Below are 26,327 nucleotides of genomic sequence, written 5' to 3'. Positions count from 1 at the left end.
TGCCAGTGTCCCATCCGCAGGTTCAATAAGGGTTAAATAACGCGCCGCTATCCGGCGATCTCCGCGTCTTGCTTGCTCACGTCGGTGCGCCGGTTTCTGAACGCCCACAACAGCGTGGCGCACAGCAGCGAAAAGGCGGCCAGCACCAACGGCCCGGCATGCGGGCTGTGAAAACGCTGTTCCGCCTCGGTGCGGATCAGCGGGGCTAAAAAGCTGAATGCGGCGCCAAGCGTGGTGCAAAAACCGATGCCGGCCGCCAGCGCCGGGCCGGTCAGCACCTGGGCGGGAAACGTCCAGAAAATCGGCTGTACCGCCAGGAAACTCACTGCGCAACAGCTCAGGGCGACGATAGCGAGCAAAGGGCCGGCATAGGAAGAGACCACCAAACCCAGCGCTGCCGCGACCATGCAGCCGACGGCGATCGGTAATCGTCTGGCGGTTTTTCTGTCGGCATAGCGCGGCAGGAAATAGACGCCCAGCGCGGAGAATGCCCAGGGAATGGCGGCCACCAGCGAGGCCTTGAAGCCAAGATGGGTGCCCATCAGCGAGGCGACCTGCGACGGCAGGAAAAACATCAGGCCGTAGACGCCAATCTGCAGGGTGCCGTAGATCAACGCCAGATGCCAAACGGTACCGCTGCTCATCGCCGCTTTGACGCTGCTGGTTTCGGTCTGCTGCTGTTCATCGGCCAATTGTGCCACCAGCGCCGTGCGTTCTTCCTCGGTCAGAAAGCGGGCCTGCCGTGGGCTATCGTCGAGATAGAAAAAGGCGAAGACGCCGAGGACGACGGCCGGCAACCCTTCCAACACAAACATCCAGAACCAGCCGGGCTTGCCCAACACGCCGTGCATCTCCAGCAATGCCCCCGATAGCGGTGAACCGAGCGTCAGCGCCGCCGGCACGCCGAGCACGAAAATGCCAATCACCGAGGCGCGCACCTTATTGGGAAAATAGATCGACGCCAGCAGCAGGATGCCGGGGTAAAAGCCGGCTTCGGCGATCCCCAGCAGAAACCGCAGGACGATAAATTGCTGTTCATTGGTCACCAGCCCGGTGCAGGCCGACAGCGCCCCCCACAGCGCGGTGGTGGCGCTGAGCCAGCGTTTGGCGCCCCAGCGGTTCATCAGCAGGTTGGCCGGGATGCCAAACAGCGCATAGGCGGCAAAAAATATTCCGGCACCCAGGGCAAAGGCGGATTGCGACAGCGCGATATCGATGGCCATCGCGTCCTTGGCAAAGCCGACGTTAACCCTGTCGATAAAGGCGATGAAGTACATGGCGAACATCAAGGGCACCAGTCTGCGCCAGGTTTTGCGAATGGCGGCGTTGAGCGCAGGAGCGGCATAGGTGGCGTGATTCACTGGCGGTAACCTCTCTTCTGAGAATGACAAGCGTCGGTCATAAGGACCGTCCTGGCGCCGTTGCCCTCAACACGACGATAACAGCGGACTTTTTTCGCAAACCCTAAAGGTCTAATGGTCAGGCCTTTGAGGGTGAAAAAAATGCCGCGTATCGGGTCGGCAGATTGATGCAGACATCACCATGGTGAATGGTGTGTTGCTTTTTTGTTAATTGAAAGTTCACACAGGGCCAGGGCGCGTTCAAGCGTTTTGATCGAGATCTGTGTGCGCTATCACCGAATTGGCAACCCGGTGTTAGAGCTGGAGTGTGGCGCTTTCATCTCGGGAGTGAGGACGATAAGGTGAGGCACGGCAAAACAGAATGCAGGAGCGCAACATGCTGAAGGTCATCGCTGAAGATTTTATCCACCCGGAACACATTGACACCGTTATGCCGTGGTATCGCGAGCTGGTGGAGAAAACCCGTCAAGAGCCGCTGTGCATCAGCTATGAACTGTGCATCGACCAGCAGGATCCCGGGCATTTTATTTTTATCGAAAGCTGGCCGGATCGCGCCGCCCTGGATGTGCATTGTCAGACCGAGCATTTCACCCGGCTGGTGCCGCAGATCAATCACTATCAGCGCAAGCCTTGTACCTTCCTGTTTATGCAGGCATTTCCTGAAACAGGTGATAAATAGGCGAAAAAATCCCCGCAGGGGCGGGGTCAATGGCTTCTCACTACTATCTTGTTGTGTTTAAAAAATAGGCTGGTAATGATTTTCATTCTCTAAGAATGCTCTTAAATAAATCAGCTTGGTGAATGATTCACTGCCTGTTTTTCGCTGGCGGTTTTAATGGCGCGCAACATACGGCGCCGTATCAACCCGCTCACCAGGCGAATCGCATACCAATAGGGGGTAAACCGCCGCCGGCTGGCGTCGTCGGGGCAGAAGATGCGCGTTTCCGTCACCAGACGACAGCGCCCACCCTCGGAGGGGCTCACGACATAACCCAGCGCCAGTTTGGCGACGCCGGGCTGAGCGAAGGCCTGAAAGTCTGCCCCGTCAGCGACCGTCACCAAACCGTATTCCGCCTGCCAAAACCGGCCGATCAGGCCATAGACCAACGCGGTTTCATCCTGCTCAAGCAGGCAAAAGTTTTGCAGGCCAAACGGCGGCGGGCTGGGTTTATCGCGTGGCATCAGTCGCGCGGGCAATTCGCGCAGCGCTATCATGCTGCGGAAAAAACGATCGTGCCTGGGATCATAAGCGGCCACGGCCTCCAGGATCCGCGCCTGCGGTGCGGCGATGGCGATCGCATGCCGCTCCGAGAACTGGTATTGCCCAAGGTATTTATTCAGTAGCGTCATGCTTTGCATTCTCCCGCCATTCGCTTTGCAGCAGGGCGAAACCGAATTCGTCGCCCCATGCGCCTTTGAAAAACACGTTTTGCCGCCAACAGGCCTCACGGCGAAAGCCCAGCTTACTGAACAACGCGGCGGCGCGAAGATTACGCGCGTCCACCACGGCGGTAATGCGGTGCTTCGCCAGCGGCCCGAACAGCAGGGCGATGACGGCGCTTAGCGCCTCGCGCGCTTGTCCTTGCCGCTGATGAACCGGATCGAAGGTCACGCCCAGTTCAGCCTGACGCCCTTCATCGAAAAAATGCACCGCGACATCGCCCAGCAACGCGCCGTCTTCGCGGCGCTCGACCGCCAGTTGAAACCAGCTGTCGTCACGGTTGAATTCGAGCTGCCGTTGCTGTGCGAAAAAGGCCTGTGCCTCGGCGGCGCTGTAGTCGCTCCAGCTTTGATAGCGCGCCACGTCAGGATGGCTGCGGTAGGCGGTAAAGTGGGGCAGATCGTCGGCGGTGAACGGGCGCAGGATCAGTCTGGGGGTCTGTAGAGGCAAATGGCGCATTGTTTTTCCTTATCAGCGCATTAGGGCTACCGGCAGTGTAGCCCAGCGCCGACAGGCAGGCTGTGTAAAATGAGCGGTGGAGGACAAACGGGAAATGCCGGTTCAGGCGAACCGGCAGGGGCATTATCGGCGGGCGGCAGCCTGACGCAGGCGCTCGACCGGGCCTTGTTGAAAATCGAATGAGGGGGCTTCTTGCCGCGCCAGCCCCTGACGCACGATGGCCTTAACCGCCTGGCTGGCGGCAAGATCTTTTCCGGCGATCTGTTCGGCGATGCGCAACGCTTCTTCCCGGGCCGAACTTGCGCTGATGCGGGAAATGGCGCCGTGTGACAACGCTTCCTGTGCGCCGACGGTTCTGCCGGTCAGCAGCCAGTCGAGCGCGACATAGGGGGAAATACGCGCCGGCAAGCGCGCGCACCCGCCTTGTGCGGCGACTAACCCGAGCCCGGTTTCGGGGAAGCTGAAGCGTGCGTTCTGGCCGGCGACGATCAGATCGCACGCCAGGGCCAGCTCAAATCCGCCCCCGTACGCGATGCCGTCAACGGCGGCGATGATCACCTTGGCGATCTGTGCATGGATCAGCCCGCCAAACCCCTCCGGCGTGACGATGGGCAGTTCACCCTGATGAAAGGCGTTGATATCCATGCCGGCGGAAAAGACCGCCGGTTGACCGGCCAGGACGATCGCTCGCACTGAGTCATCGTTATCTGCCTGCCGCAGGTAGGTGCGGATCAGCTCGGCCATCTGCAGGTTGATGGCGTTCTTTTTTTCCGGCCGATTGAGGGTGATGACCGCAACCTGCGCGCCATAACGTTCGTAAAGCACCGGCGGTGATTCACTCATCGCTGGCCTCCCCGCGGAAAAAGATCAGCGTCAGCAGCAGGGCGATGGCGCCGAGCGGCAGCGAAAACAGCGGCAGGTAATAGGCCGGCAGCGCGTAGAGCGCCAGGCCGCCCAGCATGCCGCCCGCCGCAATGCCGGCGTACAGCACCGAGCTGTTGAGCGATACGGTCAGCGCGCCAAAGCGTTTCGATAGCGACAACAGGTGATGCTGGATCGGCACCAGATACATCCAGCCGGTGATACCCCAGACCAGAAAGATGGCCAGCACCCACCTGGGGGAAGTGACATAGAAGGCCAGCAGAAACAGGGACAGCGTCTGGATCGCCACGGAAAACAGCAGCACGAACTTGCTGCCGAGGGCATCGGTTAACGCGCCGGAGGCAAAATTGCCGATCACCGCGCCAATGCCGAATACCAGCAGCGCGAGGGGCAGGATCGCCTGCGGGCCGAACTGGGTGTTTTGCAGCAACACGCTGACGTAGCTATAGACGATGTGTTCCGAGCAAACGGCAAAAAAGGTGATCAGTAGCGTGGTCAGCACCGCCTTTTGCCGCAGCGGGGCGAGCCGCTCTTTCAGCGAATGCTTGCCCGGTGGCGCAATGGCCCGCAGCGCCAGCGACAGGCCCAGCAGCGCAATGGCCCCCAGCAGGGCGATGAACAGGAAGATTTCACGCCAGCCGATCAGTTTGGCAAGAAAGGTGCCGAACGGAATACCGAGCGCAATAGCCAACGTCATACCCCCATAGACGATGGAAATGGCCAGGCCGCGGCGTTTTTCCGCCACCAGCCCTACCGCAGCGGCGGCGGCCTGCGGCGTGTAACAGGCCGCCCCCAATGCCGCCAGCACTCTGCCGAACGAGATCTGCAGGTAGCTGGTGGCCCAGGCGCAGGCCAGGTTGCCGGCGATGAACAGCACCAGCGCCAACTGCAGGATATGCTTGCGGTTGACGTTGCCCAGCAGCCAGGCGGTGAGAGGGGCGAACAGCATATAAGCCAGCGCGAATACCGATATCAACTGCCCCGCTTGCGCGGGGCTGACGGCAAAGGTATCGGAAATGTCGCTGAGCACGCCGGCGACGATAAAGGCGTCGGTGCCGATGGCGAACGTGCCGGTCGCCATCAGACAGAGCGTGATCAGATGGCCGTTATAATCCGCTAACTTCATCCCGCCCTCCGCAGATCGTTCGCCGCCCAGACTCGTCCCAGCGCCGCCAGGAAGGTCTCCACGTCGGCATGGGAGTGCGCCGAGGTCGGCGTCACCCGCAGCCGCTCGCTGCCTGCGGGCACCGTCGGTGCATTGACCGGTTGCACGTAAATATCGTGTTCATCGAGCAGCACTTTACTGATGTGTTTGTTGCGGTGCGGATCGCCGACCAGCAGCGGCAGGATATGGCTGTCCGCCGACACCAGCGGGATGCCGGCGGCGCGCAGGCCGGTTTTCAGGTGATCGACGATCGCCAGCAGGTGTTTGCGTTGGGTGTCATGCTCGAGGTTGTATTTAAAACTGGCCAGCGCGGCGGCCACCACCGGCGCCGGCGACGAGGTGCTGAAGACGAATGCCGGGGCCCAACTGCGCACTGCCTCCACCACCGAGCGGGGCGCGGCGATATAGCCGCCCGCCGCACCGTAAGATTTGCCGAACCCGCCCTGAATAATGGTGATTTTATCCAGCAGGCCCAGTTGTTCGGCGTAGCCCAGCCCCCGTTCGCCATAGACGCCGGCGGAGTGGATCTCGTCGAGATAGGTCAGCGCCTGATACTGCTCCGCCAACGCCACGATCTGCGCCAGGGGGGCGAAGTCACCGTCCATGGAATACAGCGACTCGAAAGCGATTAGCTTTGGCCGCGCCGGATCGGCGGCCTGCAGCAGCTCGGCGAGGTGTGCCACATCGTTGTGGCGGAAGATTTTTTTCTCCGCTTTGCTGTAGCGGATACCGTAAATCATCGAAGCGTGATTCAGCTCGTCGGAGAACACGATCAGATCGGGAATGGCGTCGCACAGGGTGGATAAGGTGGCGTCGTTGGCGCCGAAACCGGTGGTGAACAGCAGCGCCGACTCTTTGCCATAGGCGCTGGCCAGCAGCGTTTCCAGCTCGCTGTGGTAGACCGAGGTGCCGGAAATGCTGCGGGCGCCGCAGGTGCCCAGCCCGACCCGGTTAACCGCATCGGTGGTGGCCAGCAGCACTTTGGGGTGGTGGCTCATCGCCAGATAGTCGTTCGAGCACCAGACGTTGAGACGGCGCTCACCGTGATGGCCGTGGCTGGTGGCCCAGGGTTTGTCCTGCACGCCGCGTTCAAGGTTGAGGAACTCGCGAAAACGCCCCTGTTTTTTGGTTTCCGCCAGCTTTTCTTCAAGAATGTTCAGTACGCTCATCGTATGTTCCTTGTGTTAAACGGCTTTAAGGTTTAATGACAGCCCCTGACCGACGCCGACGCACATCGTCACCAATGCGTTGTTCGCCTGTTGGTCGCGTAATTCCAGCGCTGCCGACAGCACCAGGCGCGCGCCGGACATCCCCAGCGGATGACCGAGTGCGATGGCGCCGCCGTTCGGATTGACCCGCGCGTCGTTGGCGCCGATACGCCAGTGTTTCAGCGCCGCCAGAACCTGTGAGGCGAACGCTTCGTTAATCTCGATGATGTCGAAGTCGTTCAAGGTGAAGCCGCCGCGCTGCAGCAAGCGCTCGGTGGAGGCGATCGGCCCCAGCCCCATCAGCGCCGGTTCAACGCCGGCGGCCGCGCTGTCGCCGATCTCCGCCAGCGGTTGCCACCCCTGGCGCTTCACGTAGCGACCGGAAGCCAATAGCAGCGCGGCGGCGCCGTCGTTGATGCCGGAAGCGTTGCCTGCCGTGACCGAACCGCCGGCGGAGAACGCCGGTTTCAGCGCCTGTAGCTGTTGCAGCGTGCTGAGCCGGGGAAATTCATCCTGCGCGAATGTGCGGGTCGTTTTACGATCGGCCGGCACGTCCACGGGCGTGATTTCCCGCGCCAGCCGGCCGCTGTCGATCGCCCGGCGGGCCTTCTGCTGCGAGGCCAGCGCGAACAGGTCCTGTTCCTCGCGTGAGATATGTTGCCGTTGGGCTACGTTTTCCGCCGTGATGCCCAGCGGATCGCTGCCGTAGCGCTCCGCCAGCCGCGGGTTAACAAAGCGCCACCCCAGCGTGGTGTCGTACAGCTTCACGCCTTTGTCGAACGGCGTTTCGCCTTTGCTCAGCACATAGGGCGCGCGGCTCATGCTTTCCACACCGCCGGCCAGAATCAGTTCGCTGAGGCCGCTGCGGATTTTCGCCGCGGCGTAGATCACCGCATCCAACCCGGAGGCGCAAAGGCGGTTGAGGGTGATGGCAGGCACCGACGGATCCAACCCGGAAAGCAGCGCCGCCATGCGGGCGACGTTGCGGTTGTCTTCGCCGGACTGGTTGGCGCAGCCCAGGACCACTTCGTCCAGATCTGCTTCCGCCGCCGGATGGCGCTGCAGCAGGCTGCGAATAATCGTCGCCGCCATATCATCGGGGCGGGTATGCGCCAGGCTGCCGCCATAGGCGCCGATCGCCGTGCGCGTGCCGTCGATCAGATAAACGCCGTCATCTTTAATGCTCATCATGGATCCTTAAGGCGTGGTCGTCAGCGCCGGTTGCGCGGTGTGCAGAAGGGTGTAATGCGGCGCATAGCGCGCCGCGTGCAGCAGCTGCGCCAGATTGCTCAGCGTCGTCCTGACGTTTTTCTCCCCCAGCTTGCCGAGCCAGTCGAAAATGCCGCCGGCGTAGTTAACGCCCGCGACGGCGGCGACATCGATGTCTTCCCGGCTGCAGACGCCGCTTTCCACCATGATCACCGACTCATTGATCAGGCTGCTGAGGACGCGGGCGACGATAAGCGCCGGAGAGTCCTTGATAAATTCAACCTGCGGGATTGCCGTGTGCAGCAGGCGTAAAAACAGCGCCTTATTGGCCGCAGAAGCGTGGCGGCTGTGCGCTGCCACCAGATACGTGGTGTCGGCGTAGTTCAGGGCGACATCGACCACAAAGGCATCCGCTGCCGTCTGCTCGGCCAGTTGGCTCGCCGTGCGGCCATCGGTGATGCTGACGGTGAAAGCGTCATTGATCTGGACGGCCGCTCCCAGCCCCGGTAATGCCGGCCGTTGTTCCACGCACAGCTGTGGCCACTGAAGCGCGGCTCGCTGCTGCAACAGGGTAAAAAAAGGATGCTCGCCGTAAACGCGCAGCGTCTCGACGTCTGCATTGTTGGCGGCCGTCACCGGCGGGGCGGTTTCTTCGGCGGCAAAATAGGAGCGGCCGTTCTTTTTCCCCAACAGACCGGCATCGACCAGTGAACGCTGCAGATGACCAGGGGTATAGCGCGGGTCGTATTGCATGTCCTGCCAGATTTGCCGGCTGACCTGATAGTTGATGTCTTGGCCGATAAAATCGGTCAGCTCGAGCGGCCCCATGCGGAAGCGCCCGCCGGCCTTGAGGGCGCGGTCGATCTGCGCCGCGCGCGCCACATGTTCTTCCAACAGACGGAACCCTTCCAGGTAGTAGGGGCGGGCCATGCGATTGACGATGAACCCCGGCGTGGCCTGGCAGACGACATCGCGTTTCCCCAACGCCGCCACCAGTTGGCGGCAGCGTTCCGTGGTGGCGTGCGCGGTAAAGTAGGCCGGAATGATTTCAATCAGCTTCATCAGCGGCGCGGGGTTGAAAAAATGCAAACCGATAAAGCGTTCGTTGTGCGTTACCGCAGTTGACAGCTTGTTAAGCGACAGTGAGGAGGTATTGGTGGCGATCAGCGTGTCGGGCTTGACCACTGCGGCGATGGCCGCCAGCACCTCAAGTTTGGTTTGTTCTTGCTCGGCGATGGTTTCTATCACCAGCTCGCTGTCGGCGATGGCCTCAAACACGGAAGTGAACATCAGATTGGCCAGCACCGCGTCTTTATCCTGCAGCGCGATCTTGCCCTGTTCGACTTTCTTGTTCAGGTCTTGCGCGATATATTCGCGAGCTTGATTGAGGGTATTGCCGTTGCGATTATAAAGCATCGTGGGAATGCCTTTTTGCGCGAAAAGATAAGCGATGCCTCTGCCCATCGTTCCCGCGCCGATAATCGCAGCCGATTGAATTGCCGCATTACTTTCTGCCATAGAAAATCCCCGTCACTGTATGCCATGCGAAATTCGCAAATGCTTATTATCTCTTTGGATTTACGGCGGCACTGGGTGCCTGTCTGGAAAGTAATTGGTGGTGTCCTGGCTGTCTAACGGTAGAAATGACAGGTTTACGTGTCGAGGAGAGTATGCTATTCGCGTAGTTTTCCTGTTCGGCGCAATAAAAAGGCTTATTTTTAGGGGAATAGCTGTTTTCGTTATAGCGTTGGTATTTTTTATTATATGAAACGGCTACTGGCGCCGGGCGGCGATATTCTATAGTGAATCTGACCTATCGATAAATCGGCATCGCTATCTGGAGAACCTGCGTTATGGATACCCGCACTCAACGGCTCATGGCGGAGGTGATTGGCAGCCTGGCCGATCGCGAATGCTTTCTGACGCAGCTGGGGCCCTGCGCCGAGGCGTTGGGATTTGATTATTTCTCCTACATCGTGTTTTCCTGTTATCCGGCCAGCAGCCCCAAGATGCTGATCGAAGGGAATATTTCAACGAACTATCTCGAGGATTATCGGCGGCAGCGGGTATATTTGCAGGATCCGGTTATTGAGCGTGCTCACCATTCCACGCTGCAGTTTCAGTGGGACGAAAGCTTTTATCATGAGCGGCCGACGCTTTGGCGGCGTATGGCGCAATTCGGCTTGTGCGCCGGTTGGTCGCAGTCGGTCAAGGATTGCTATGGCAGGTTGGGGATCCTGACGTTTGCCGGTAAAGCGCTACCTGAGCAAACGCCGCAAGCGCGTGCGGCAAATGAAACTTTTTTCCTTTGGCTGGCGCAAACCGCCCATAAAACGCTGCGGGAGGCCTTGATATCGGTGAATGATGACGCGATAAAAGATGTGTTGACGCTGCGCGAAAAAGACATTTTACGCTGGAGCAGCGAAGGGAAAACGGCGGAAGAGATCGCGTTGTTGATGGGGGTGAGCGAGCGCACGATCAATTTCCACATCGGCAACTCGATTAAAAAGCTTTCTGTCGCTAATAAGACCGCCGCTACCGCCAAAGCGGTTTATTTACAGCTAATTTAATCTCGAGTAATAAATAATTAATCGCCTATCCGTTATCGGTGTAATGTTTATATTTTGTTAAATTAAAAACTATCCTTGTCAGTATTTACCCCTCGATCACAAAAGCGTGATAAAGCGATTCACCGCGCCCGTGCGCGGCAGTATTCTGTTGGCACCCGGTTTACATAGAAAGGACGTGATATGTACAAGACTATTTTAGTGCCGATCGATATTGAAGAGGATCTGTTGACCGAGCATGCGCTGAAGCATGTGGAATATTTGGCGAAGATGTCCGGCGCTAAAGTGCATTTCTTCCATGCGCTGCCGGATGCCTCGGCTTTTGTTACTGCCTATTCGTTCGGCCTCAAGGAGTTTGAGAATCAGGCGGAGGTGAAGGCGGTGGATAGACTGAAGAAAATCATGTCGGAAATCGATCTGCCGTTGGATCGCCTCAATTACACCGTCAGCTTCGGTTCTGCACGCGATCAGGTGTTGGAACTGGCGGAAGAGATCGACGCCGATCTGATCATCATCGGTTCGCGTCGCCCGAGCGTGAAAACCTATCTGCTGGGGTCCAATGCCGCCGCTATCGTTCGCCATGCCAATATTTCGGTGATGGTGGTCAGATAATTCATCTTAAACTCACCGTTTTCGGGCACGTTCTGCGGTTACCGGCCGGCTGCAGAGCGTGCTTTGCGTTTTATTGCCATCCCAGTCTGAACTGCTACGATTTTAGCTGACGTTTTTATGCCAACCGGGCCACCGGCCTTGCGCATATTTTTCATTTCAGCCAGAAGAGGGGCAGCTATGCCATTAGAAGTCGATGGGATTATCAGAGGCGATCGGGGCAGTGAACCGAGCCGTTGGCAACATGCGTCAACCAAACCGCTTATCACGCTAACCTGGCACCACACCATTCCCTGGAACTGTTTGCGTAATGTCTGGAATGGTTTGGTGGCGGGGCAGCATTGGAACGCGCTGGACGAGTTTATGAATCTGATCGGTGTGCCAAACCGCGCCGCGGTGCTCAAACAGATCCAGAATAAAAACCTGCAGGATCGCGATGGATTACACACTCTGGTGACCTGGCAAGGATGGAATATCGTCGAGGGGCCAGGTAATGAGTATCGCGCGCAGGGGGACGATCCCGGTGAAAACTTCGACGGTTGGTCGGGTAAGGGGATGAGCACTAATCAGCAAGCGACGCTGCAGCAGGTCAACGTGTTGTATCAGGTGATGGCGCCGCTGGGAAGCCGTGCGCTGGACGCCGCCAGACAGGCGCCGCCCATTACTGCGGAAGAAGCAGACGTCTTGCAACGGACGATTAAACAGACCCGCCCAACGTTGCGAGGAAAGGAACCGATCCGGTGGCAAGAAGACATGTGGCATCAGGTGCAGCCGGGTAAAGAGGCGAAACACTTTGCACGCTGGGACACCAAACCGGTATGGCGCAAGCGCCTGCACAGCGACATGGCTCAGGCTGGATAAGCCTCTCCCCGCGCCGGGTTGCCGGCGCGGGGCATAAATCCAGCGTTAATCGCACAGCGCCACTATTTCGTCGTACAACGCCTTGGGGATTTCCACGCCGTATTGCTCGCTTTGGCGCCGTTGCCGATAACGGCGTTCGCCGGGGATGCGGGCGCCTTGCGCCTGCATATCGGCAAACATCGCCTCCGCTCCGGCGAAATATTTCGCCTTATCCGCACCGAGAAAACGCTCGGGATCCAACGCGATGACCAGCTCACCACCGTAAGGCGACGAACCGGTGCCATCGTCATAGGCCAGCGATTCCTTGCTGGTCATATCGCCGATCAGCGGCCCTGCCAGCAATTCAACCATTGCCGCCAGCGCCGAGCCCTTATGCCCGCCGAAGGTCAGCATCGCGCCCTCCAACACGCTGGCGGCATCGGTGGACGGATTGCCTGCCTTATCAATGCCCCAGCCTTCAGGCAGCGGGGTGCCGGCGCGGCGGTGTAATTCGATTTCGCCGCGCGCTGCCGCGCTGGTGGCCATGTCGAACAAAAACGGCGGCCGATCCGGACGCGGCCAGCCGAAGGCGATGGGGTTGGTGCCGAAGAGCGGTCGCGAACCGCCGGCCGGCGTCACCCAGGCGTGGCTGGGCGTGCAGGCCAAGGCCACCAACCCCTGCTCGGTCAGCGGTTCGATATCGGCCCACAGCGCGGAGAAATGCACGCAGCGGTTGATCGCCAGCGCGGCGACACCGTTGGTGCGCACTTTCTCGATAAAGGCCGGCAGAGCGGTGCGGTAGGCCAGCAGGGAAAACGCACCGCCGGCGTCGGCGCGCAAGATGGCCGGCGCCTGGTCGAGCAACCTGGGCATCGCATCGGCAGAAACCTTGCCTGCCCGCAGCGATCGCACGCAGCCCAACAGCCGGTACAGCCCGTGAGAAGCGCAGCCGTCGCGTTCGCCCTGGGTGACATTTTGCGCCACCGCCTCGGCATGCGCCTGATTGAAACCGTTGCTGCGCAGCGTACGCAACGCCAGTTGATAAGCCTGTTCCAGCGACAGCACATGCATGGATGTCATTTCGATCTCCTCCCTGGGTTCATTCTTCTTCATCGCCGATAAAATTGGCCTGGGGTAAACAGGTATAGGCGCCCCAGTAGTAAATCGCCAGCGCAATCACCGCCATGGTGAGGGTGTCCCATGGATGAGCAATAGCGCTGATGCCGCCGAAGCTGCTGAGGTAGGAAAGCCCGATCACCAGCGCATAGAAGACGATCAGCCACAGCGAGGACCAAATTTGCTGCCTGAGGCTAACGGCATGGGTCGGCACCTGATTCTTGAACAGGATGTAGATGAAGAACATCAGGATCTGCAAGCCGAGCAGCCAGGAGACGGTGTCCCAGCCGGACCAGAAGACGATCAGCGCCGAAATGATAAACGACAGCGGGCCGAGCACGCAGAAACCGCGGACCCGGAACGGACGCGGCATATCGGGCGCATTGCGCCGCAGTCCGGCGGCGGTGACCGGGGCGATGGCGTAGCTCAGCACCAGTGCGGCGGACACCACGCCGATCAGTTTTTCCCAGGATGGGAACGGCAGCGTCCAGAATACCGAGAGAGCGAAGGTCAGCCACAGCGCCGGGCGAGGAATACCTGACTCGCCATCCACCCGGGTGAACAGTTTGAAGAAGGTGCCGGCGCGCGCCCAACCGTAGATCACGCGAGGCGTGGCGTTCATATAGATATTGCCGGTGCCGCTCGGCGAAACGATCGCGTCGCTGACCACCAGAAACGCCAGCCATCCCATGCCCAGCGTGATGGCGATGTCGCGGAACGGCAGGGAGAACTGTTGGCTGATGCCGGCCCAGCCGCCGCTCAGCATCTCGCTGGGGATGCTGCCGAGAAAGGCTATCTGCAGTAGCACATAGATGATGGTGGACAGCACCACCGACAGGATCAGCGCGATGGGAATGGTGCGCTGCGGCCGTTGCACCTCGCTGGCGACCGAAATGATCGGTGTCAGGCCGAGGTAGGCGAAGATGATGCCGCCGGCGGAAATGGCGGCCTCAACGCCGGCGGAACCGAAGGGAGCAAAGCCCTGGCTGTGCAGGTTTTCCGGTTTGAAAAAGCTGAACAACACCACGATCACCAACAGCGGCACCAGAAACTTCAGCACGCTGATCAGGTTATTGGATTTGGCGAAGGTTTTGACGCTGTAATAGTTGAGCGCGAAGAAAAAGCACAGCAGCGCCAGCTGCACCAGCCAGCCGATCGCGGTTGGATCGCCGGAACCCGGCTGACTGAGGAACGGGAACCAGGCGGCGGCGTACTGCCGGGCGGCGACGACTTCGATGGCGATCAGGCTGGAGAAGGCGATCAGCGTGATAAACCCCAGCAGATAACCCATCAGTTCGCCGTGCGAGAATACCGGATAGCGAATGATGCCGCCGGCGCGCGGCAGGGCGGCGCCCAGCTCGCAGTAGACGATGCCGAGCAGCAGCACCGCCAGGCCGCCGATCAGCCAGGAATAGATGCCGGCCGGGCCGGCGATGGAGGAGACATGGCTGGCGGCGAACAGCCAACCGGAGCCGAAGATGGCGCCCAGACCGATGAACGTCAGGTCGGTGAGCGTAAGCTGCTTCTTGAATTTGCCTTGGGTTGTCATGGTATTACCCTTTTGTTATTGAGTGGCAGGCAGATGCGGCCGGGCTAATGTTGGGCAGGTGAAACCAGGGGATCTCGGGTGTAAACGCCGTTCACCAGCCGCAGCAGGTTGAGCGGGTTGGCGTCCTGCAGCGCCGGCGGCAACAGCGCCGCAGGGGTGTTTTGCAAACAGACCGGCCGCAGGAAACGCTCGATGGCCAGCGTGCCTACCGAGGTGCCGCGTGCGTCGCTGGTGGCCGGGTAAGGGCCGCCGTGCACCATGGCGTCGCACACTTCCACCCCGGTCGGATACCCGTTGAACAGCACCCGACCGGCTTTGCGCGCCAACAGTGTCGTCAGCCCGGCGGCCACATCGAGATCGTCGTCGTCCGCCAGCAGCGTGGCGGTTAACTGGCCTTGCAATGCCGTTAGCGCCGCATGCAGCTGCGCTTCGTTATCCACCGCCACCAGGATGCTGACCGGGCCGAAGACCTCTTGTTGCAGCAGCGGGTCAGCCTGCAGCAACAGCGCCTCTTCCGCCTGATAAAGCTGCGCCGCCGCCCGAAGCGTGGGCGTTTCGCTTCGGCCTGCGAGACGCCGCATACCTGGATGGGCATCGAGGGCCGCCAGCCCGTGGCGATAGTGCTCCAGCGTGCCGGCATTCAGCATCGGCTGCGGTTCGGCGGCGTTGACCAGGGCGCTCATCGTTTCGGTTAACCGATCGAAGGCGGCGCCGCGCAGCGCGACGATCACGCCGGGCTTGGTGCAGAACTGACCGCAGCCGAGTGTGAAGGAAGAGACCAGTTCCTGCGCAATGCGCTGCCCGCGCCGCGCCAACGCCTTGGGCAGGATCACTACCGGATTGATGCTCGACATTTCTGCGAAGACCGGGATAGGTTGAGGGCGTTGCATTGCCAGATCGAAGAGCGCCCGGCCGCCTTGCAGCGAGCCGGTGAATCCCACGGCCTGAATCGCCGGATGTTGTACCAAATCGGCCCCCACGCGGTTGCCGAAGATCATGTTGAAGACGCCGGCGGGCATCCTTGTGCGTTCCCGAGCGCGCTCGATCGCCTGAGCGGTCAGCTCGGCGGTGATCATATGGCCGCTGTGCGCCTTGAACACGACCGGGCAGCCGGCGGCGAGCGCGGCGGCGGTATCACCGCCCGCGGTGGAAAACGCCAGCGGGAAGTTGCTGGCGCCGAAGACCGCCACCGGGCCGAGCGCCGTACGGTATTGACGCAGATCGGGGCGCGGCAGGGGGGAACGCTGCGGCAGCGCGCAATCGATGCGCACGCCCTCGACGTCGCCGCGCCGCAGCAGCGTGGCGAACAGCCGCATCTGGCCGCTGGTTCTGGCGCGTTCGCCGCTCAACCGCGCAGGCGGCAAGGCCGTTTCCTGTATGGCGAAGGTGAAGAAAACATCATCCAATGCGTCTAACTCTTCGGCGATGGCGTCGAGAAAGTTCGCGCGTTGTTCTGCACTGAGCTGTGAATAGGGCGCAAAGGCTGCGGCGGCGGCTTCTGCGGCGGCGGCGGTTTCTGCCGCCGTGGCCTGGTGGAAGCGGTAGCCGGTTGGCTGACTGTCGTCGGCGCGCAGGCTACACAGCGACGCTTCCCCTTCGGCGCGGCGTTGGCCGCCGATAAATTGTTGGCCGCTGATGGCGGCGTAGCGATCGTTGGGCATCGGTTCCCCCGGTAGATAAAGCATGACGCCCGGCATGGCCGGGCGATGAAGGCGTCACAGGCCGACGTTCGGCAGCGCAGGGCGGGTGGCCAGCGCTTTATCGATCACGGCGTTGATCTCGGTGAGCGTTTCTCCCTGCAGCGCCAGGCGCGGAGGGCGAGTGACGGCGCTGCCGCGGCCGACCCGCTGTTCGCAGAGTTTGATGCACTGCACCAGATCGGGGCGGGCATCGAGGTGCAGCAGCGGCATAAACCAGCTGTATAGCGCCAACGCTTCCTCATAGCGTTTTTCCTTCGCCAGCCGGAACAAGGTTTCCCCTTCGCGCGGGAAGGCATTGGACATGCCGGAGATCCAGCCTTGCGCGCCGACGGCGATGCTTTCCAGCACCACATCGTCCAATCCGGCGAACAGCACGAAGCGATCGCCGACTTCATTGCGCAGGTCGATAAAGCGGCGGGTATCGCCCGACGAGTCTTTGAAGCACACGATGTTCTCGCAGTCGACCAGCGAGGTCAGAATGTCGGGCGTGACGTCATTTTTGTAAATGGGAGGGTTGTTGTAGACCATTATCGGCAGATCGGTCGCGCCAGCGACGCTGCGGAAGTGCGCGGCGGTTTCGTGCGGTTTGGCGGAGTAGACCAGCGCCGGCATCACCATAATCCCGTCGACGCCGGCCTTTTGCGCTTCACGCGCCATATTCTGCGCGAAGGCGGTGGTGAACTCGGCGATGCCGGCGATCACCGGCACTTTACCCTCGGCGGCGTCTTTCGCCACTTCGATCACCGCCAGCTTTTCCTGCACTGTCATCGAGGTATTTTCACCGACGGTGCCGCACACCACCAGGCCGGAGACGCCGTCGCGCACCAGGTTTTTGATCACCGTATGGGTGGCGTCGAGATCCAGAGAGAAATCGTTGCGAAATTGGGTCGTCACCGCCGGGAATACGCCGCTCCAGCTTAGGGTTTTATGGCTCATCGTGTTTGTCCTGTCGTCCGAAAGTGTTAATGAAAAGTGAATCTTTGGTAAGGCTCACCGACAGATTGACCGGTATTGCGCAGGGAGGCTTGACGCTTTTCGCCGATTGCCGCGACGAAATTGGCACAATAGCGGCGGAAAGCGGGCGTGAAAAATCGGGCGTCGGTACGCCGTGAGAAGAGATGGTTAACGGGGTAAATCAGCGCGTTAAGCGGAAAGCGTCAGGCGAAAATCGCGCGGCGTGGAGCCGGTCATCGCTTTGAACTGACGGCTGAAGGCGCTGTGATCGGTATAGCCGCACTGCAGCGCGATGTCCGTGATCGGCAGATCGCCGGCCAGGAGTTCCGTGGCCTTTTCCAGCCGCACTTTGTGGATCATCTGGCGCGGGGTGAGGTGGAAGATACGTTTGCAGTAGCGTTCGATCTGCGCCACCGATAACCCGGTAAGCGCCGTCAGCTCTTCAAGCGCGATCGGTCTGGCGTAGTGGCGGCGGATATGCACGTCGATCGCCGCCAGCCGCTGGTAGGCCGGGTGATTGGCTCTGGCCTCCTGCAGATCGTGAGAAATACCCGCCATACCGATGATTTTTCCCTGCGCGTCATACAGCGCCAGCTTTTGCGTCAGGCACCAGCCGGTTTCTCGGCCGTTGTACAGGTGCATTTCCAGCTGATCCTGGATCAGCACGCCGTGGCGCAATACCCGCAGATCCTGCTCGGTATAGCCTGATCCGAGCTGAGCGGGAAAAACGTCGGCGGAGGTTTTGCCCAGCAGCGGCGTGACGGTTTTGAAACCGCAGCGCCTGGCCAGCGTCAGGTTAGCCAGCAGGTAGCGAGCCTGGGCGTCTTTGATAAAGAACACCACGTTGGGGATCGCGTTCAGCAACGGCGCGATCAGCGCCAGCGTATTCAGCAAATCGCGCAGGTTGTTCGGGCGCTGCTGCGCCAGCCCGTCGCACAGGCGCGACAGATGTTCGACGGCAAAAACGTCCTCCTGCTCCGGCAGCCCCACAAGCGAAGGCGGCGAGAGAGAAACCGGAGGCGGGTAGTCTGAAGTGGATCGCATAACAGTCCCTTTTCGGTCGTTAGCCGGAAAAACAGGCGAGCCAGGTTGGCGCTTTCGCATCAATATTAACTTTTTTGTAACGAAGCAAGCGCTATTTCCGGCGGGCTGCCAAATATGCGGATTGCCGCATACTTTTGCCGGACGGTGTTTGGTGATTGCTTGAAAACTGCGGCGTTTCTCGCTACGCAAGGGTTTAGTATAAAAATAACGACATGATAAATAAGTCATTATTATGACAACCGTTAAACTCATACCCGCGACGCGTCAGGCCTGACGTTTGTCACTGTGCTGATTTCTTCATTCGCTGCGCCGAAACGCATCAAGCCGTCATGCTCACATTCGTTCAGGCTAATGCCATTGGTAACATCTCATTAACCCAGGAGACGCCGATGGCACTTTCTGCGCATATCACCGCTTTGCGGGCGATCGATTCTCATACCGGCGGAGAGCCGACCCGCCTGATCGTGGAAGGTTTTCCCGATCTCGGCGAGGGTAGCATGGCGGAACGGCGGGCGCGTTTCGCACAACATTATGACGATTGGCGCTGCGCGGTGATGCTCGAACCGCGTGGCAATGACGTGCTGGTGGGGGCGTTGCTGTGCCGCCCCTGCTCGCCACAGGCCACCGCCGGGGTGATCTTCTTTAACAACAGCGGCTATCTGGGCATGTGCGGGCACGGCACTATCGGGCTGATCGCTTCGCTGGCTCATCTGGGGCGCATTCACGCCGGGCGCCACCTGATCGAGACCCCGGTCGGCCCGGTAAGCGCCACGCTGCATGATGACGGCAGCGTCACGGTGGAGAACGTGGCGGCTTATCGCTATCGCCGCCAGGTGCGGCTTGAGGTTGCCGGTCACGGGCCGGTGACGGGTGACATCGCCTGGGGGGGCAACTGGTTCTTCCTGATCGGCGAGTCACCGTTGCCCATCGATAAACACAATCTGGAGGCCTTGACCGCGTTCACCTGGGCGGTGCGGCAAACGTTGGAACAGGCGGGCATCCGCGGTGAAGACGGCGGTGCGATAGACCATATCGAACTGTTCGGTGACGATCCGCAGGCCGACAGCCGCAGCTTCGTGCTGTGCCCCGGCAAAGCCTATGACCGTTCTCCGTGCGGTACCGGCACCAGCGCCAAACTGGCGTGTCTGGCGGCGGACGGCAAACTGCCGCCGGACACGCAGTGGCGGCAGGCCAGCGTGATCGGCAGCGAATTCCAGGCCTATTATCGTTGGAACGGCGATCGCATTGCCCCCTTTATTCGCGGGCAGGCCTATGTGTGCGCCGATAGCCAACTGCTGCTCGACGAACGCGATCCCTTCGTCTGGGGGATACGCTGATGGGCGCCGAGCGGGGAGCCGATGTCATCGTGGTCGGTGCCGGTATCATCGGCGCCGCTTGCGCCTGGCGGCTGGCGCGGGAAGGGTATCGTGTCTCGGTAGTGGACGATCGCCGCGCCGGCGCCACCGCCGCCGGTATGGGGCATCTGGTTTGCATGGACGATAATCCTGCCGAGCTGGCGTTGAGCGCTTATTCGCTGCGGTTGTGGCGCGAAGTGACGGGGCGCATGCCGGAAGCCTGCGCCTGGCGTGACTGCGGTACGCTGTGGTTGGCGGATCAAGCGGATGAAATGGCCATCGCCGAGCAAAAGCGGGAGCGGCTGGCGGAGCAGGGCGTGGCCGCGGAACTGCTGACGGCAGAGCAGATCGCCGTCATGGAGCCGATGCTGCGGCACGGCCTGGCCGGCGGACTGCGGGTGCCGGGCGACGGCATTCTGTATGCGCCGCTCGCGGCTCGCTGGCTGTTGGCCGACGGTGGTGCGGCAATTGACGTGGTGCATGGTGAAGCGACAGCGTTGGAAGAGGAAGCCGTGCGGCTGGCGGACGGCAGGCGTCTGGCCGCGCCGGTGGTGGTCCTGGCCTGCGGCCTTAGGGCCAATAGCCTATTACCACCGACTTTGCTGCACGCCAAGAAGGGCCAGCTGGCGATCACCGATCGCTACCCGCCGCGGGTGCGGCATCAACTGGTGGAGCTGGGGTATGGCGCCAGCGCGCATGCCAGTAACGGGACGTCGGTGGCTTTCAATGTGCAGGCGCGGCCCACCGGACAATGGCTGATCGGCTCTTCCCGCCAGTTCGACGCCGTCGATTCGGCGTTGGACATGCCGCTGTTGGCGGCAATGCTTACGCGTGCGCAGCATTTCTTGCCCGCACTGGCGCAGATGAACATCATTCGCTGCTGGACCGGGTTGCGCGCCGCCTCTGCCGACGGGCTGCCGCTATTGGGCGTGCATCCGCGGCATTCCTGGCTGTGGCTGGCGCTGGGGCATGAGGGATTGGGCGTCACGACTGCGCTCGGCAGCGCTGCGCTGATTACTGCGCAGATTGGCCGGCAAACGCCGGAGATTGACGATTCCCCATATTTGGCTGCGCGGGCGTTTGCCGCCGAGGAGTTGCCTGTATGAATGAAAGACAAAATACGATCGCGTTGAGCATCGATGGAGAACACCGGCGGGTGCCGGTTGGTCTCAGCGTTGCTGCGGCGCTCAGCCTGTGCGGCGACGATCGTTGTCGGTTATCTGTTTCACACCAACCGCGGGCTCCCTTTTGTGGCATGGGCGTTTGTCAGGAGTGCCGGGTGACCATTAACGGCCTGCGTCGCCTGGCGTGCCAAACGCTGTGCCAAGCCGGCATGCGCATAGAGAGGAACGATGATGAGTAACTTCAGTTGTGAGGTGCTGATCGTCGGTGCCGGGCCGGCCGGCATGGCGGCGGCGCTGGCCGCTGCGGAAAGTGGTGGCCAGGTGCGAATGATTGATGATAATCCGCATCCCGGCGGGCAAATCTGGCGCGACGGGATGCAGGTGGCGTTGCCTGAAACGGCGAACCGCTATCGGCAGGCGCTGGCGGCGCGGGAAAATATTGCGCTGCAGTCTGGCTGCAAGCTGGTGGCGCAGTGTGGTGCTAACCGATTGGCATATGAAGACGCCGAGGGCTGCGGCGTGATTCGCTATCAAAAGCTGATTTTATGCAATGGCGCGCGTGAACTGTTGTTGCCGTTTCCCGGCTGGACGCTGCCGGGGGTGACCGGCGCCGGTGGTCTACAGGCGCAAATCAAGCAGGGGTTGGCGATCCGCGGCGAGCGAGTGGTGATCGCCGGCAGTGGTCCGCTGCTGTTGGCGGTGGCCGACAGCGTGAAACAGGTCGGCGGAGAGGTGGTCATGTTGGCGGAGCAGGCGCCGCTGTGGCGGTTGGCGGCGTTTGCCGGCGGCCTGTGGCGCTGGCCGGCCAAGCTGCGTCAGGCTTTCTCTCTGATGTCAAGCCATTATCGTGCCGGTAGCCGGGTGCTGGCGGCCTTGGGGCAAGAGCGCTTGGCGTCGGTGCGTGTCGAGATCGGCGGGCGGGAAAGTACGGTGGCCTGCGACAGGCTGGCCTGCGGCTTCGGTTTGGTGGCGAATATTGAGCTGGCGATGCTGCTGGGGTGCAGAATAGAACACGACGCCGTAGCGGTGAATCATTGGCAGCAAACCAGCCAGGTGCAAATTTTTGCTGCCGGGGAGTGTACCGGCATCGGCGGCAGTGAATTGGCGCTCACTGAAGGCGCCATCGCCGGCTATGCCGCCACCGGGCAGCGGGAAAAGGCAGAGCGCCTGGCGGCGCAGCGGCGGCGGTGGCGGCGTTTCGCCACGGCGGCGGCAAGTGCCTTCGCACTCGATGAGCGCTTGAATTCGCTGGCCAATCCGCAAACGTTACTGTGCCGCTGCGAAGACGTTACGTTGGAACAGGTACGCCATCAGCCGGATTGGAACACGGCTAAGATGAGCAGCCGCTGTGGTATGGGTGCATGCCAGGGTAAAGTCTGCGCAACGGCGGCGAGGCAGCTTTTGGGCTGGCCTTTGCCGTCGCCGCGTGTGCCTTTAACGCCGGTCAGGACGGAAACGCTGGTTGCGCTGGGGCTGAACCGATGTGATGACGATGGTTGAATGGGTTAGCGGCATCTCGCCCCAGGCAAATGCCGCCACATTACCATTGCGGCCAATAGTAGGTTTTCTCCCGCCAGCCTTTGCCGTACATACAGGCTTCGATGGTGGCGTCTCGGGCGGACTGATTGCGATCGGTCTGCACTGTTTTAATCGACGGCTCCTTGTCGTAGCGGTATCCCGATGGACAGTCTTTCTTATTCTTCTCGCAAGGAATGTATTTGTTTTCGTAGCTGAACTCCACGTCCCGCACCACGTCCGGGGGGAAGCGATCGTATCCGCGGCTGCGGCATTCGGCATATTCGGCATTCCGGGTACTTTCAACCGCGCCAGGCCTTTCCCATTGGGTGCAGGCGGTCAACATCAATAACGGCAAAACAATCAAACAACGGCAATTCTTCATGGTGTCCCTAACTCTTTCTCTATCCTGAGGCTCGCAGCCTAGGAATGTTCCTAACTGACGAGGTAGGAAAGTGTAATAAACTGGCGGAACAATTGGAAATGATAATGGTTATTGTTTAGGTGTGATTGAGGAAGTGCCGCGTTGAGAGAGGATGTGGCGCATTGAGGGCAGCCTGTAAGGATCCGCGACCTCACGGCGAGGGCTGGGCGATGTGGCATTGATTTTATTCATTCTCTTTATGCCGCAATGATCCGACCGCAATTGCATCGTTTTAATGAGGGAAATAATATGCAAGCTAAGCATTTTCTTATGCTGGTATGACTATTATTTTTATTTAGGATATTTACCCATGCCAAGGATTTAATGCTCAGTATTAATACCTTATTTTTTTATTTCTGTTTTTTTATTGGGGTTTTATTTTCAGGTTTTTTCTGGGGAAGACTTTTTAGTTACAGGGAATTCATTTGCATTTTAAATTTGGATTTTTTAAATTAATTTTAGAGGAAGGATAACCGTACGCGACAGAGTCAAAAAAGGAGTTTATTTTGTCTGGGATAAAGAAAACGCCCGAAAGTCATGACGGTTTACCTTCACCATCAGAGGATTATGATACTTTTAAGCACCTCTCCGATGTTGGCGCCGTGTTGGGATATGGGCGAACCCGCTTTTATCAGTGGTGCCGTGGGCGCGGATTTCTAACCCCGATGAACGTTCCGTCCCATGAAATGATCAGCCTGGGATATATGGTGGCGGTGTTATCAGAGACCGGTCATACCCGGGTTTATGTCACGCAGGATGGTTTCAGTTACGTCAGTGGTGCTTTTGCGGCAGATATCCAACGTGGCATGATCAAGTTTTAAATCTGCAAGAATCGCCTTTATTTCAATGGCTTTAATGCAGAATCTTCTTATCCCTGCAGGTTCGTGATCGGAGTGGGAAGTTATCCGATTTTTTCGTCTCTGCGGTATGAAGGCTACTGGAGACAGCTATTCTCTTGCTACGATGAGCATTATTTTCTTCAGGAGCCAAGGATGAAGCATTACGCCGCGTTGTTATTTGCCTCTGCACTGCTGACGGGGTGTGCGACTCAAGCCGTACCGCCGCAACAGGCTGAGTTGCCCCCCCCAAGCCGTCTGATGCTCTATCAGAATATCCCGGATACGCCTTACGCTACGGTGGTCGTGGTGCGCGACAGCGGAATGCTGGCGGGCAGCTGCCGCACTGGCGTCTATGTGAATGGGGAGTTTGCCGCTTCACTCGAGGCAAAAGAAAAAGCAGAGTTTCGCGTGCCGCCAGGCAATATTTCGGTCAGTATCGGGCAAGATATGATCGAGAACTCTCTATGTATTTGGCGTGAAACCAGCGGTAGCGTGCCGATGACGCTGCGCGCCGGTGAAAGCCGCTATCTGCGCATCGCCGGCGATCGGCAGCGAGGCTTCGTGTTGCAGGCAGGGCGGCCGTAACAGCCCAGGCAAGGGCGTTAACGCCCTTGCCACCATCCCCACAGCGTAATTAATAGCCACGCCGCCGCAATCCAGCACAGTACCGCCGCACCCAGCGCTAACGACAGCCGCAGGCTGTTAATCAGGAAATACAGCGAAATCAAATATACCAGGTAGGGCAATACCGCCCACATGCCGAAAATCAGCGTCGTTTTCAGTGCCGCAATTGAACGTTCGCTGCCGACAATGTAATGCGCAATCAGGGCGAAAGTGGGAAAGAGCGGGACTAAACCGGCGATATAATAGTTGCGCGTTTTGGCCAACAGGCCGATCAGAACCACGACCAGCGCGCCGATCAGCGCTTTGACAAGGATGCCCATAACGGTCTCGGGTGTGGGGGAGAAAGTCAACACACTGCCCGAAAGAACGTGCAAGATCAATGGGGTGTGGCGTAGCGTGGTGAAAAGCAGACCCACAAGAAGTGCGGGTCTGGGGCGCAACGCTTACTGACGGTATGCGTGCTTGATTTGCTGAATGCTGTTCTTGAAGATTTCTGCCTGAGTCGGATCTTCAATCTGCGCGATGAAACGTTCCATGTTGATGATGACTTTCCCGGCGTCGGCCTGGCCGATCGATTTCAAGATCAGCGTCAGCGTAGCTTTGAGGCAGGCAACCTCGGTCGCCAAGATTTCCGGGTTTGCAGACGTAGTGAAATCAACGTTGCTCATTTTCTCTCCTGATTTTTTGAGGCCGTAGCCTGATACAAGCTGCTTTGGCGCACCGCGCGCGGGCTAAAAAGTAGCCCCGGGCGCGGCGGCGAATTTAACTGGGCGCGGAGTATAGCATAGCATGAGTCTGTCATCTGCACCGGGCTTGCTCAGGTCTCGCGGGTGGGCAACGTTCGCTCATTGCCTGTCTGAATCATCTACTCTCGGCAAGTTATTTCGAGGTGGTTAACAAGTATTTTTCCGGTACGTTATTGTTGAACAATCGGGGTTATTATAATTATTGGGGGCGGAGGCGCCGATTTTACCGGCGTTTGCCGGGAATAATAGTTTCGACCGAGGGTTGCCGGACCCACGTTGGCCGCAGATTTTGTTACGCCTTTAAATATCAAATGATTACAAACAGCCAACGGCCGTGTTAATATTATTCATGTCGTGATTGCTTACACAGATTTCTCCCTCGCGGCATGATTGTCGCGCTATCCTGTGTCAGACACAGCGCGACGAAATTATTTTCGTCGCCCGATCTTTTCCGACGTGACGATTTATCGGCGGCATAGACGGCTAAAATTGAAAAATCAGCTCTGCTCCGCAAAGTTATTCGGAAGTATGTATTAATCTGTGTTCATTCTTGTCTGAAAAACAAGTAATATCTCTGGCGAAAACAGAGGCCGATTGCGTTACTCCCTTTTTTTGGAGATTTTTCCTTGATTAGCGTTCTTCTTGTTGATGACCACGAACTGGTGCGCGCAGGGATACGACGCATTCTTGAAGATATCAAAGGTATAAAAGTTGTCGGTGAGGCTCAGTGCGGTGAAGACGCCGTAAAATGGTGCCGTGGCAACGCTGTCGATATCGTGCTGATGGACATGAATATGCCGGGCATTGGCGGGCTGGAAGCCACGCGCAAGATTGTGCGTTATGCACCCGACGTCAAAGTCATCATGTTGACCATCCATACTGAAAACCCTTTGCCCGCGAAGGTGATGCAGGCGGGTGCCGCCGGTTACCTGAGCAAGGGCGCCGCGCCGCAGGAAGTGATTAACGCCTTGCGTTCCGTGCATGCCGGGCAGCGCTATATCGCGTCTGATATCGCACAGCAGATGGCCCTGAGTCAGTTGGAACCGCAGGCTGAAACGCCGTTCAGCTGCTTGTCTGAACGCGAGTTGCAGATCATGTTGATGATCACCAAAGGCAAAAAAGTGAATGAGATCTCGGAACAACTGAGTCTCAGCCCGAAAACGGTGAACAGCTACCGTTACCGCATGTTCAGCAAACTGAATATCAGCGGCGACGTCGAATTGACTCACCTGGCCATCCGACATGGATTGTTCAATGCGGAGACGTTGTTAAGCAGTGAATGACCGTTTTGATGCCAAAGCCTTCCTGAGTACCGTCACCAGCCAGCCCGGCGTCTACCGTATGTATGACGCCACGGGTACGGTGATCTACGTCGGTAAAGCCAAAGACCTGAAAAAGCGTCTCGCCAGCTATTTTCGGCAGCAGGTCAGCAGCCGTAAAACCGAGACGCTGGTTAAAAATATCGCGCAAATAGACATAACGGTTACTCACACCGAGACAGAAGCGCTGCTGTTGGAACATAACTACATTAAATTGTACCAACCGCGATATAATGTTCTTTTGCGAGACGATAAATCTTACCCGCTGATTTTTCTC

29 protein-coding genes are annotated in these 26,327 nt (G+C 59.2%); 13 read left to right on the top strand and 16 right to left on the bottom strand.

The window, feature by feature from the left end; genetic code table 11:
• Positions 1-47: 47 nt before the first annotated feature.
• Complete coding sequence (locus ACJ8IJ_RS07340; protein WP_442518491.1) at positions 48-1,361, bottom strand: MFS transporter; 1,314 nt, start codon at positions 1,359-1,361, stop codon at positions 48-50.
• Positions 1,362-1,737: 376 nt separating this feature from the next.
• On the opposite strand from ACJ8IJ_RS07340, the gene ACJ8IJ_RS07335 reads away from it, so the two are divergent.
• The gene (locus ACJ8IJ_RS07335; protein WP_015377386.1) at positions 1,738-2,040 is read left to right on the top strand and encodes a putative quinol monooxygenase; all 303 of its coding nucleotides are present in this window, start codon (positions 1,738-1,740) and stop codon (positions 2,038-2,040) included.
• Positions 2,041-2,150: 110 nt separating this feature from the next.
• On the opposite strand, the gene ACJ8IJ_RS07330 is transcribed toward ACJ8IJ_RS07335, so the two are convergent.
• The 7 genes from ACJ8IJ_RS07330 to ACJ8IJ_RS07300 all read right to left on the bottom strand — a co-directional run bounded on the left by ACJ8IJ_RS07330 (position 2,151) and on the right by ACJ8IJ_RS07300 (position 9,243).
• The gene (locus ACJ8IJ_RS07330) at positions 2,151-2,711 is read right to left on the bottom strand and encodes a hypothetical protein (protein ID WP_442518490.1); all 561 of its coding nucleotides are present in this window, start codon (positions 2,709-2,711) and stop codon (positions 2,151-2,153) included.
• Positions 2,695-3,261 (bottom strand): GNAT family N-acetyltransferase, encoded by a 567-nt coding sequence (locus tag ACJ8IJ_RS07325; RefSeq protein ID WP_004928012.1) that lies wholly within the window; start codon positions 3,259-3,261, stop codon positions 2,695-2,697. Before ACJ8IJ_RS07325 ends, ACJ8IJ_RS07330 begins: the two co-directional genes overlap by 17 nt.
• A gap of 123 nt (positions 3,262-3,384) precedes the next feature.
• A complete protein-coding gene (locus ACJ8IJ_RS07320; protein ID WP_004928009.1) occupies positions 3,385-4,104 on the bottom strand; it encodes an enoyl-CoA hydratase-related protein in 720 nt (239 codons plus the stop codon).
• On the bottom strand, positions 4,097-5,269 hold the full coding sequence (locus ACJ8IJ_RS07315) for an MFS transporter (protein WP_442518489.1): 1,173 nt from the start codon (positions 5,267-5,269) through the stop codon (positions 4,097-4,099). The genes ACJ8IJ_RS07320 and ACJ8IJ_RS07315 overlap by 8 nt, the downstream gene beginning before the upstream one ends.
• Positions 5,266-6,477: a 5-aminolevulinate synthase gene (hemA, locus tag ACJ8IJ_RS07310; RefSeq protein ID WP_015377390.1), complete on the bottom strand. Its 1,212-nt coding sequence runs from the start codon at positions 6,475-6,477 to the stop codon at positions 5,266-5,268. The genes ACJ8IJ_RS07315 and hemA overlap by 4 nt, the downstream gene beginning before the upstream one ends.
• Before the next feature lie 15 nt (positions 6,478-6,492).
• Positions 6,493-7,704, bottom strand: a complete 1,212-nt coding sequence (locus tag ACJ8IJ_RS07305) for an acetyl-CoA C-acyltransferase (RefSeq protein WP_442518488.1) — start codon at positions 7,702-7,704, stop codon at positions 6,493-6,495.
• Between the two features lie 9 nt (positions 7,705-7,713).
• The gene (locus ACJ8IJ_RS07300; RefSeq protein WP_442518487.1) at positions 7,714-9,243 is read right to left on the bottom strand and encodes a 3-hydroxyacyl-CoA dehydrogenase NAD-binding domain-containing protein; all 1,530 of its coding nucleotides are present in this window, start codon (positions 9,241-9,243) and stop codon (positions 7,714-7,716) included.
• A gap of 335 nt (positions 9,244-9,578) precedes the next feature.
• Here ACJ8IJ_RS07300 and ACJ8IJ_RS07295 point away from each other — a divergent pair, with 335 nt between their 5' ends.
• The 3 genes from ACJ8IJ_RS07295 (at position 9,579) to ACJ8IJ_RS07285 (ending at position 11,762) form a co-directional block, all read left to right on the top strand.
• Positions 9,579-10,295, top strand: a complete 717-nt coding sequence (locus ACJ8IJ_RS07295; protein ID WP_004927994.1) for a LuxR family transcriptional regulator — start codon at positions 9,579-9,581, stop codon at positions 10,293-10,295.
• A 180-nt stretch (positions 10,296-10,475) separates the two neighbouring features.
• Positions 10,476-10,904, top strand: coding sequence for a universal stress protein (locus ACJ8IJ_RS07290; RefSeq protein WP_004927993.1), 429 nt, complete (start codon positions 10,476-10,478; stop codon positions 10,902-10,904).
• A gap of 177 nt (positions 10,905-11,081) precedes the next feature.
• Positions 11,082-11,762 (top strand): hypothetical protein, encoded by a 681-nt coding sequence (locus tag ACJ8IJ_RS07285; RefSeq protein WP_004927990.1) that lies wholly within the window; start codon positions 11,082-11,084, stop codon positions 11,760-11,762.
• A 45-nt stretch (positions 11,763-11,807) separates the two neighbouring features.
• Here the strand turns inward: ACJ8IJ_RS07285 and ACJ8IJ_RS07280 are convergent, their stop codons facing one another.
• The 4 genes from ACJ8IJ_RS07280 to ACJ8IJ_RS07265 are packed head-to-tail and all read right to left on the bottom strand — an operon-like array spanning position 11,808 to position 17,042.
• Complete coding sequence (locus tag ACJ8IJ_RS07280; RefSeq protein ID WP_131164387.1) at positions 11,808-12,821, bottom strand: Ldh family oxidoreductase; 1,014 nt, start codon at positions 12,819-12,821, stop codon at positions 11,808-11,810.
• Between the two features lie 19 nt (positions 12,822-12,840).
• Positions 12,841-14,406 (bottom strand): APC family permease, encoded by a 1,566-nt coding sequence (locus ACJ8IJ_RS07275; protein ID WP_049187558.1) that lies wholly within the window; start codon positions 14,404-14,406, stop codon positions 12,841-12,843.
• 44 nt (positions 14,407-14,450) lie between these two features.
• Positions 14,451-16,067 (bottom strand): aldehyde dehydrogenase (NADP(+)), encoded by a 1,617-nt coding sequence (locus ACJ8IJ_RS07270; protein WP_275095709.1) that lies wholly within the window; start codon positions 16,065-16,067, stop codon positions 14,451-14,453.
• Positions 16,068-16,121: 54 nt separating this feature from the next.
• Positions 16,122-17,042 (bottom strand): dihydrodipicolinate synthase family protein, encoded by a 921-nt coding sequence (locus tag ACJ8IJ_RS07265; protein ID WP_004927979.1) that lies wholly within the window; start codon positions 17,040-17,042, stop codon positions 16,122-16,124.
• A 29-nt stretch (positions 17,043-17,071) separates the two neighbouring features.
• Between ACJ8IJ_RS07265 and ACJ8IJ_RS07260 the strand changes: the two genes are divergently transcribed.
• Positions 17,072-17,218 (top strand): hypothetical protein, encoded by a 147-nt coding sequence (locus ACJ8IJ_RS07260; RefSeq protein ID WP_154612852.1) that lies wholly within the window; start codon positions 17,072-17,074, stop codon positions 17,216-17,218.
• A 31-nt stretch (positions 17,219-17,249) separates the two neighbouring features.
• On the opposite strand, the gene ACJ8IJ_RS07255 is transcribed toward ACJ8IJ_RS07260, so the two are convergent.
• Positions 17,250-18,104, bottom strand: a complete 855-nt coding sequence (locus ACJ8IJ_RS07255; protein WP_031300114.1) for an AraC family transcriptional regulator — start codon at positions 18,102-18,104, stop codon at positions 17,250-17,252.
• Positions 18,105-18,493: 389 nt separating this feature from the next.
• On the opposite strand from ACJ8IJ_RS07255, the gene ACJ8IJ_RS07250 reads away from it, so the two are divergent.
• Genes ACJ8IJ_RS07250 through ACJ8IJ_RS07235 form a run of 4 tightly spaced genes read left to right on the top strand, consistent with a single transcriptional unit; the run spans position 18,494 to position 22,083 of the window.
• Positions 18,494-19,441: a 4-hydroxyproline epimerase gene (locus ACJ8IJ_RS07250; protein ID WP_015377398.1), complete on the top strand. Its 948-nt coding sequence runs from the start codon at positions 18,494-18,496 to the stop codon at positions 19,439-19,441.
• Positions 19,441-20,565: an NAD(P)/FAD-dependent oxidoreductase gene (locus ACJ8IJ_RS07245; RefSeq protein WP_265261676.1), complete on the top strand. Its 1,125-nt coding sequence runs from the start codon at positions 19,441-19,443 to the stop codon at positions 20,563-20,565. The genes ACJ8IJ_RS07250 and ACJ8IJ_RS07245 overlap by 1 nt, the downstream gene beginning before the upstream one ends.
• Positions 20,562-20,822 carry a (2Fe-2S)-binding protein gene (locus ACJ8IJ_RS07240; RefSeq protein ID WP_004927966.1) on the top strand — a complete coding sequence of 87 codons (261 nt, stop codon included), beginning with the start codon at positions 20,562-20,564 and terminating at the stop codon, positions 20,820-20,822. Before ACJ8IJ_RS07245 ends, ACJ8IJ_RS07240 begins: the two co-directional genes overlap by 4 nt.
• Positions 20,815-22,083: an FAD-dependent oxidoreductase gene (locus ACJ8IJ_RS07235; protein ID WP_265261679.1), complete on the top strand. Its 1,269-nt coding sequence runs from the start codon at positions 20,815-20,817 to the stop codon at positions 22,081-22,083. The genes ACJ8IJ_RS07240 and ACJ8IJ_RS07235 overlap by 8 nt, the downstream gene beginning before the upstream one ends.
• A gap of 40 nt (positions 22,084-22,123) precedes the next feature.
• Here the strand turns inward: ACJ8IJ_RS07235 and ACJ8IJ_RS07230 are convergent, their stop codons facing one another.
• Positions 22,124-22,483 carry a hypothetical protein gene (locus tag ACJ8IJ_RS07230; RefSeq protein ID WP_004927961.1) on the bottom strand — a complete coding sequence of 120 codons (360 nt, stop codon included), beginning with the start codon at positions 22,481-22,483 and terminating at the stop codon, positions 22,124-22,126.
• 545 nt (positions 22,484-23,028) lie between these two features.
• Here ACJ8IJ_RS07230 and ACJ8IJ_RS07225 point away from each other — a divergent pair.
• Positions 23,029-23,343 (top strand): hypothetical protein, encoded by a 315-nt coding sequence (locus ACJ8IJ_RS07225; RefSeq protein ID WP_033633390.1) that lies wholly within the window; start codon positions 23,029-23,031, stop codon positions 23,341-23,343.
• 171 nt (positions 23,344-23,514) lie between these two features.
• The gene (locus tag ACJ8IJ_RS07220; RefSeq protein ID WP_028128013.1) at positions 23,515-23,946 is read left to right on the top strand and encodes a hypothetical protein; all 432 of its coding nucleotides are present in this window, start codon (positions 23,515-23,517) and stop codon (positions 23,944-23,946) included.
• A 17-nt stretch (positions 23,947-23,963) separates the two neighbouring features.
• Here the strand turns inward: ACJ8IJ_RS07220 and ACJ8IJ_RS07215 are convergent, their stop codons facing one another.
• Both ACJ8IJ_RS07215 and ACJ8IJ_RS07210 read right to left on the bottom strand, forming a co-directional pair.
• A complete protein-coding gene (locus ACJ8IJ_RS07215) occupies positions 23,964-24,305 on the bottom strand; it encodes a GlpM family protein (RefSeq protein ID WP_004927953.1) in 342 nt (113 codons plus the stop codon).
• A 123-nt stretch (positions 24,306-24,428) separates the two neighbouring features.
• Entirely contained in the window at positions 24,429-24,653 is a 225-nt protein-coding gene (locus tag ACJ8IJ_RS07210; RefSeq protein WP_004927950.1) for a DUF2594 family protein, read from the bottom strand.
• Positions 24,654-25,357: 704 nt separating this feature from the next.
• Between ACJ8IJ_RS07210 and uvrY the strand changes: the two genes are divergently transcribed.
• Together uvrY and ACJ8IJ_RS07200 are read left to right on the top strand one after the other, a co-directional pair.
• Entirely contained in the window at positions 25,358-26,014 is a 657-nt protein-coding gene (gene uvrY / locus ACJ8IJ_RS07205; protein WP_004927947.1) for a UvrY/SirA/GacA family response regulator transcription factor, read from the top strand.
• On the top strand, positions 26,007-26,327 hold a 321-nt coding region (locus tag ACJ8IJ_RS07200; RefSeq protein WP_442517045.1), incomplete at its 3' end, for a GIY-YIG nuclease family protein. The genes uvrY and ACJ8IJ_RS07200, both read left to right, overlap by 8 nt.

Origin of the sequence: Serratia sp. CY40230, from assembly GCF_052168835.1 — a bacterium.
GTDB classification, from domain to species: domain Bacteria; phylum Pseudomonadota; class Gammaproteobacteria; order Enterobacterales; family Enterobacteriaceae; genus Serratia; species Serratia nematodiphila.
The sequence above is the reverse complement of the archived record's forward strand: the minus strand, read 5'-3'. Positions and strand labels throughout refer to the sequence as shown.

What these genes read in the sequence shown, in the direction of transcription:
- ACJ8IJ_RS07295 (WP_004927994.1), top strand. Translation starts at nt 9,579, where the DNA reads ATGGATACCCGCACTCAACGGCTCATGGCGGAGGTGATTGGCAGCCTG.
- hemA (WP_015377390.1), bottom strand. Translation starts at nt 6,477, where the DNA reads ATGAGCGTACTGAACATTCTTGAAGAAAAGCTGGCGGAAACCAAAAAA.
- ACJ8IJ_RS07300 (WP_442518487.1), bottom strand. Translation starts at nt 9,243, where the DNA reads ATGGCAGAAAGTAATGCGGCAATTCAATCGGCTGCGATTATCGGCGCG.
- ACJ8IJ_RS07335 (WP_015377386.1), top strand. Translation starts at nt 1,738, where the DNA reads ATGCTGAAGGTCATCGCTGAAGATTTTATCCACCCGGAACACATTGAC.
- ACJ8IJ_RS07255 (WP_031300114.1), bottom strand. Translation starts at nt 18,104, where the DNA reads ATGCGATCCACTTCAGACTACCCGCCTCCGGTTTCTCTCTCGCCGCCT.
- ACJ8IJ_RS07210 (WP_004927950.1), bottom strand. Translation starts at nt 24,653, where the DNA reads ATGAGCAACGTTGATTTCACTACGTCTGCAAACCCGGAAATCTTGGCG.
- ACJ8IJ_RS07240 (WP_004927966.1), top strand. Translation starts at nt 20,562, where the DNA reads ATGAATGAAAGACAAAATACGATCGCGTTGAGCATCGATGGAGAACAC.
- ACJ8IJ_RS07320 (WP_004928009.1), bottom strand. Translation starts at nt 4,104, where the DNA reads ATGAGTGAATCACCGCCGGTGCTTTACGAACGTTATGGCGCGCAGGTT.
- ACJ8IJ_RS07245 (WP_265261676.1), top strand. Translation starts at nt 19,441, where the DNA reads ATGGGCGCCGAGCGGGGAGCCGATGTCATCGTGGTCGGTGCCGGTATC.
- ACJ8IJ_RS07220 (WP_028128013.1), top strand. Translation starts at nt 23,515, where the DNA reads ATGAAGCATTACGCCGCGTTGTTATTTGCCTCTGCACTGCTGACGGGG.
- ACJ8IJ_RS07305 (WP_442518488.1), bottom strand. Translation starts at nt 7,704, where the DNA reads ATGAGCATTAAAGATGACGGCGTTTATCTGATCGACGGCACGCGCACG.
- ACJ8IJ_RS07260 (WP_154612852.1), top strand. Translation starts at nt 17,072, where the DNA reads ATGAAAAGTGAATCTTTGGTAAGGCTCACCGACAGATTGACCGGTATT.
- ACJ8IJ_RS07265 (WP_004927979.1), bottom strand. Translation starts at nt 17,042, where the DNA reads ATGAGCCATAAAACCCTAAGCTGGAGCGGCGTATTCCCGGCGGTGACG.
- ACJ8IJ_RS07215 (WP_004927953.1), bottom strand. Translation starts at nt 24,305, where the DNA reads ATGGGCATCCTTGTCAAAGCGCTGATCGGCGCGCTGGTCGTGGTTCTG.
- ACJ8IJ_RS07250 (WP_015377398.1), top strand. Translation starts at nt 18,494, where the DNA reads ATGGCACTTTCTGCGCATATCACCGCTTTGCGGGCGATCGATTCTCAT.
- ACJ8IJ_RS07230 (WP_004927961.1), bottom strand. Translation starts at nt 22,483, where the DNA reads ATGAAGAATTGCCGTTGTTTGATTGTTTTGCCGTTATTGATGTTGACC.
- ACJ8IJ_RS07325 (WP_004928012.1), bottom strand. Translation starts at nt 3,261, where the DNA reads ATGCGCCATTTGCCTCTACAGACCCCCAGACTGATCCTGCGCCCGTTC.
- ACJ8IJ_RS07275 (WP_049187558.1), bottom strand. Translation starts at nt 14,406, where the DNA reads ATGACAACCCAAGGCAAATTCAAGAAGCAGCTTACGCTCACCGACCTG.
- ACJ8IJ_RS07285 (WP_004927990.1), top strand. Translation starts at nt 11,082, where the DNA reads ATGCCATTAGAAGTCGATGGGATTATCAGAGGCGATCGGGGCAGTGAA.
- ACJ8IJ_RS07330 (WP_442518490.1), bottom strand. Translation starts at nt 2,711, where the DNA reads ATGACGCTACTGAATAAATACCTTGGGCAATACCAGTTCTCGGAGCGG.
- ACJ8IJ_RS07280 (WP_131164387.1), bottom strand. Translation starts at nt 12,821, where the DNA reads ATGACATCCATGCATGTGCTGTCGCTGGAACAGGCTTATCAACTGGCG.
- ACJ8IJ_RS07315 (WP_442518489.1), bottom strand. Translation starts at nt 5,269, where the DNA reads ATGAAGTTAGCGGATTATAACGGCCATCTGATCACGCTCTGTCTGATG.
- ACJ8IJ_RS07235 (WP_265261679.1), top strand. Translation starts at nt 20,815, where the DNA reads ATGAGTAACTTCAGTTGTGAGGTGCTGATCGTCGGTGCCGGGCCGGCC.
- ACJ8IJ_RS07290 (WP_004927993.1), top strand. Translation starts at nt 10,476, where the DNA reads ATGTACAAGACTATTTTAGTGCCGATCGATATTGAAGAGGATCTGTTG.
- ACJ8IJ_RS07270 (WP_275095709.1), bottom strand. Translation starts at nt 16,067, where the DNA reads ATGCCCAACGATCGCTACGCCGCCATCAGCGGCCAACAATTTATCGGC.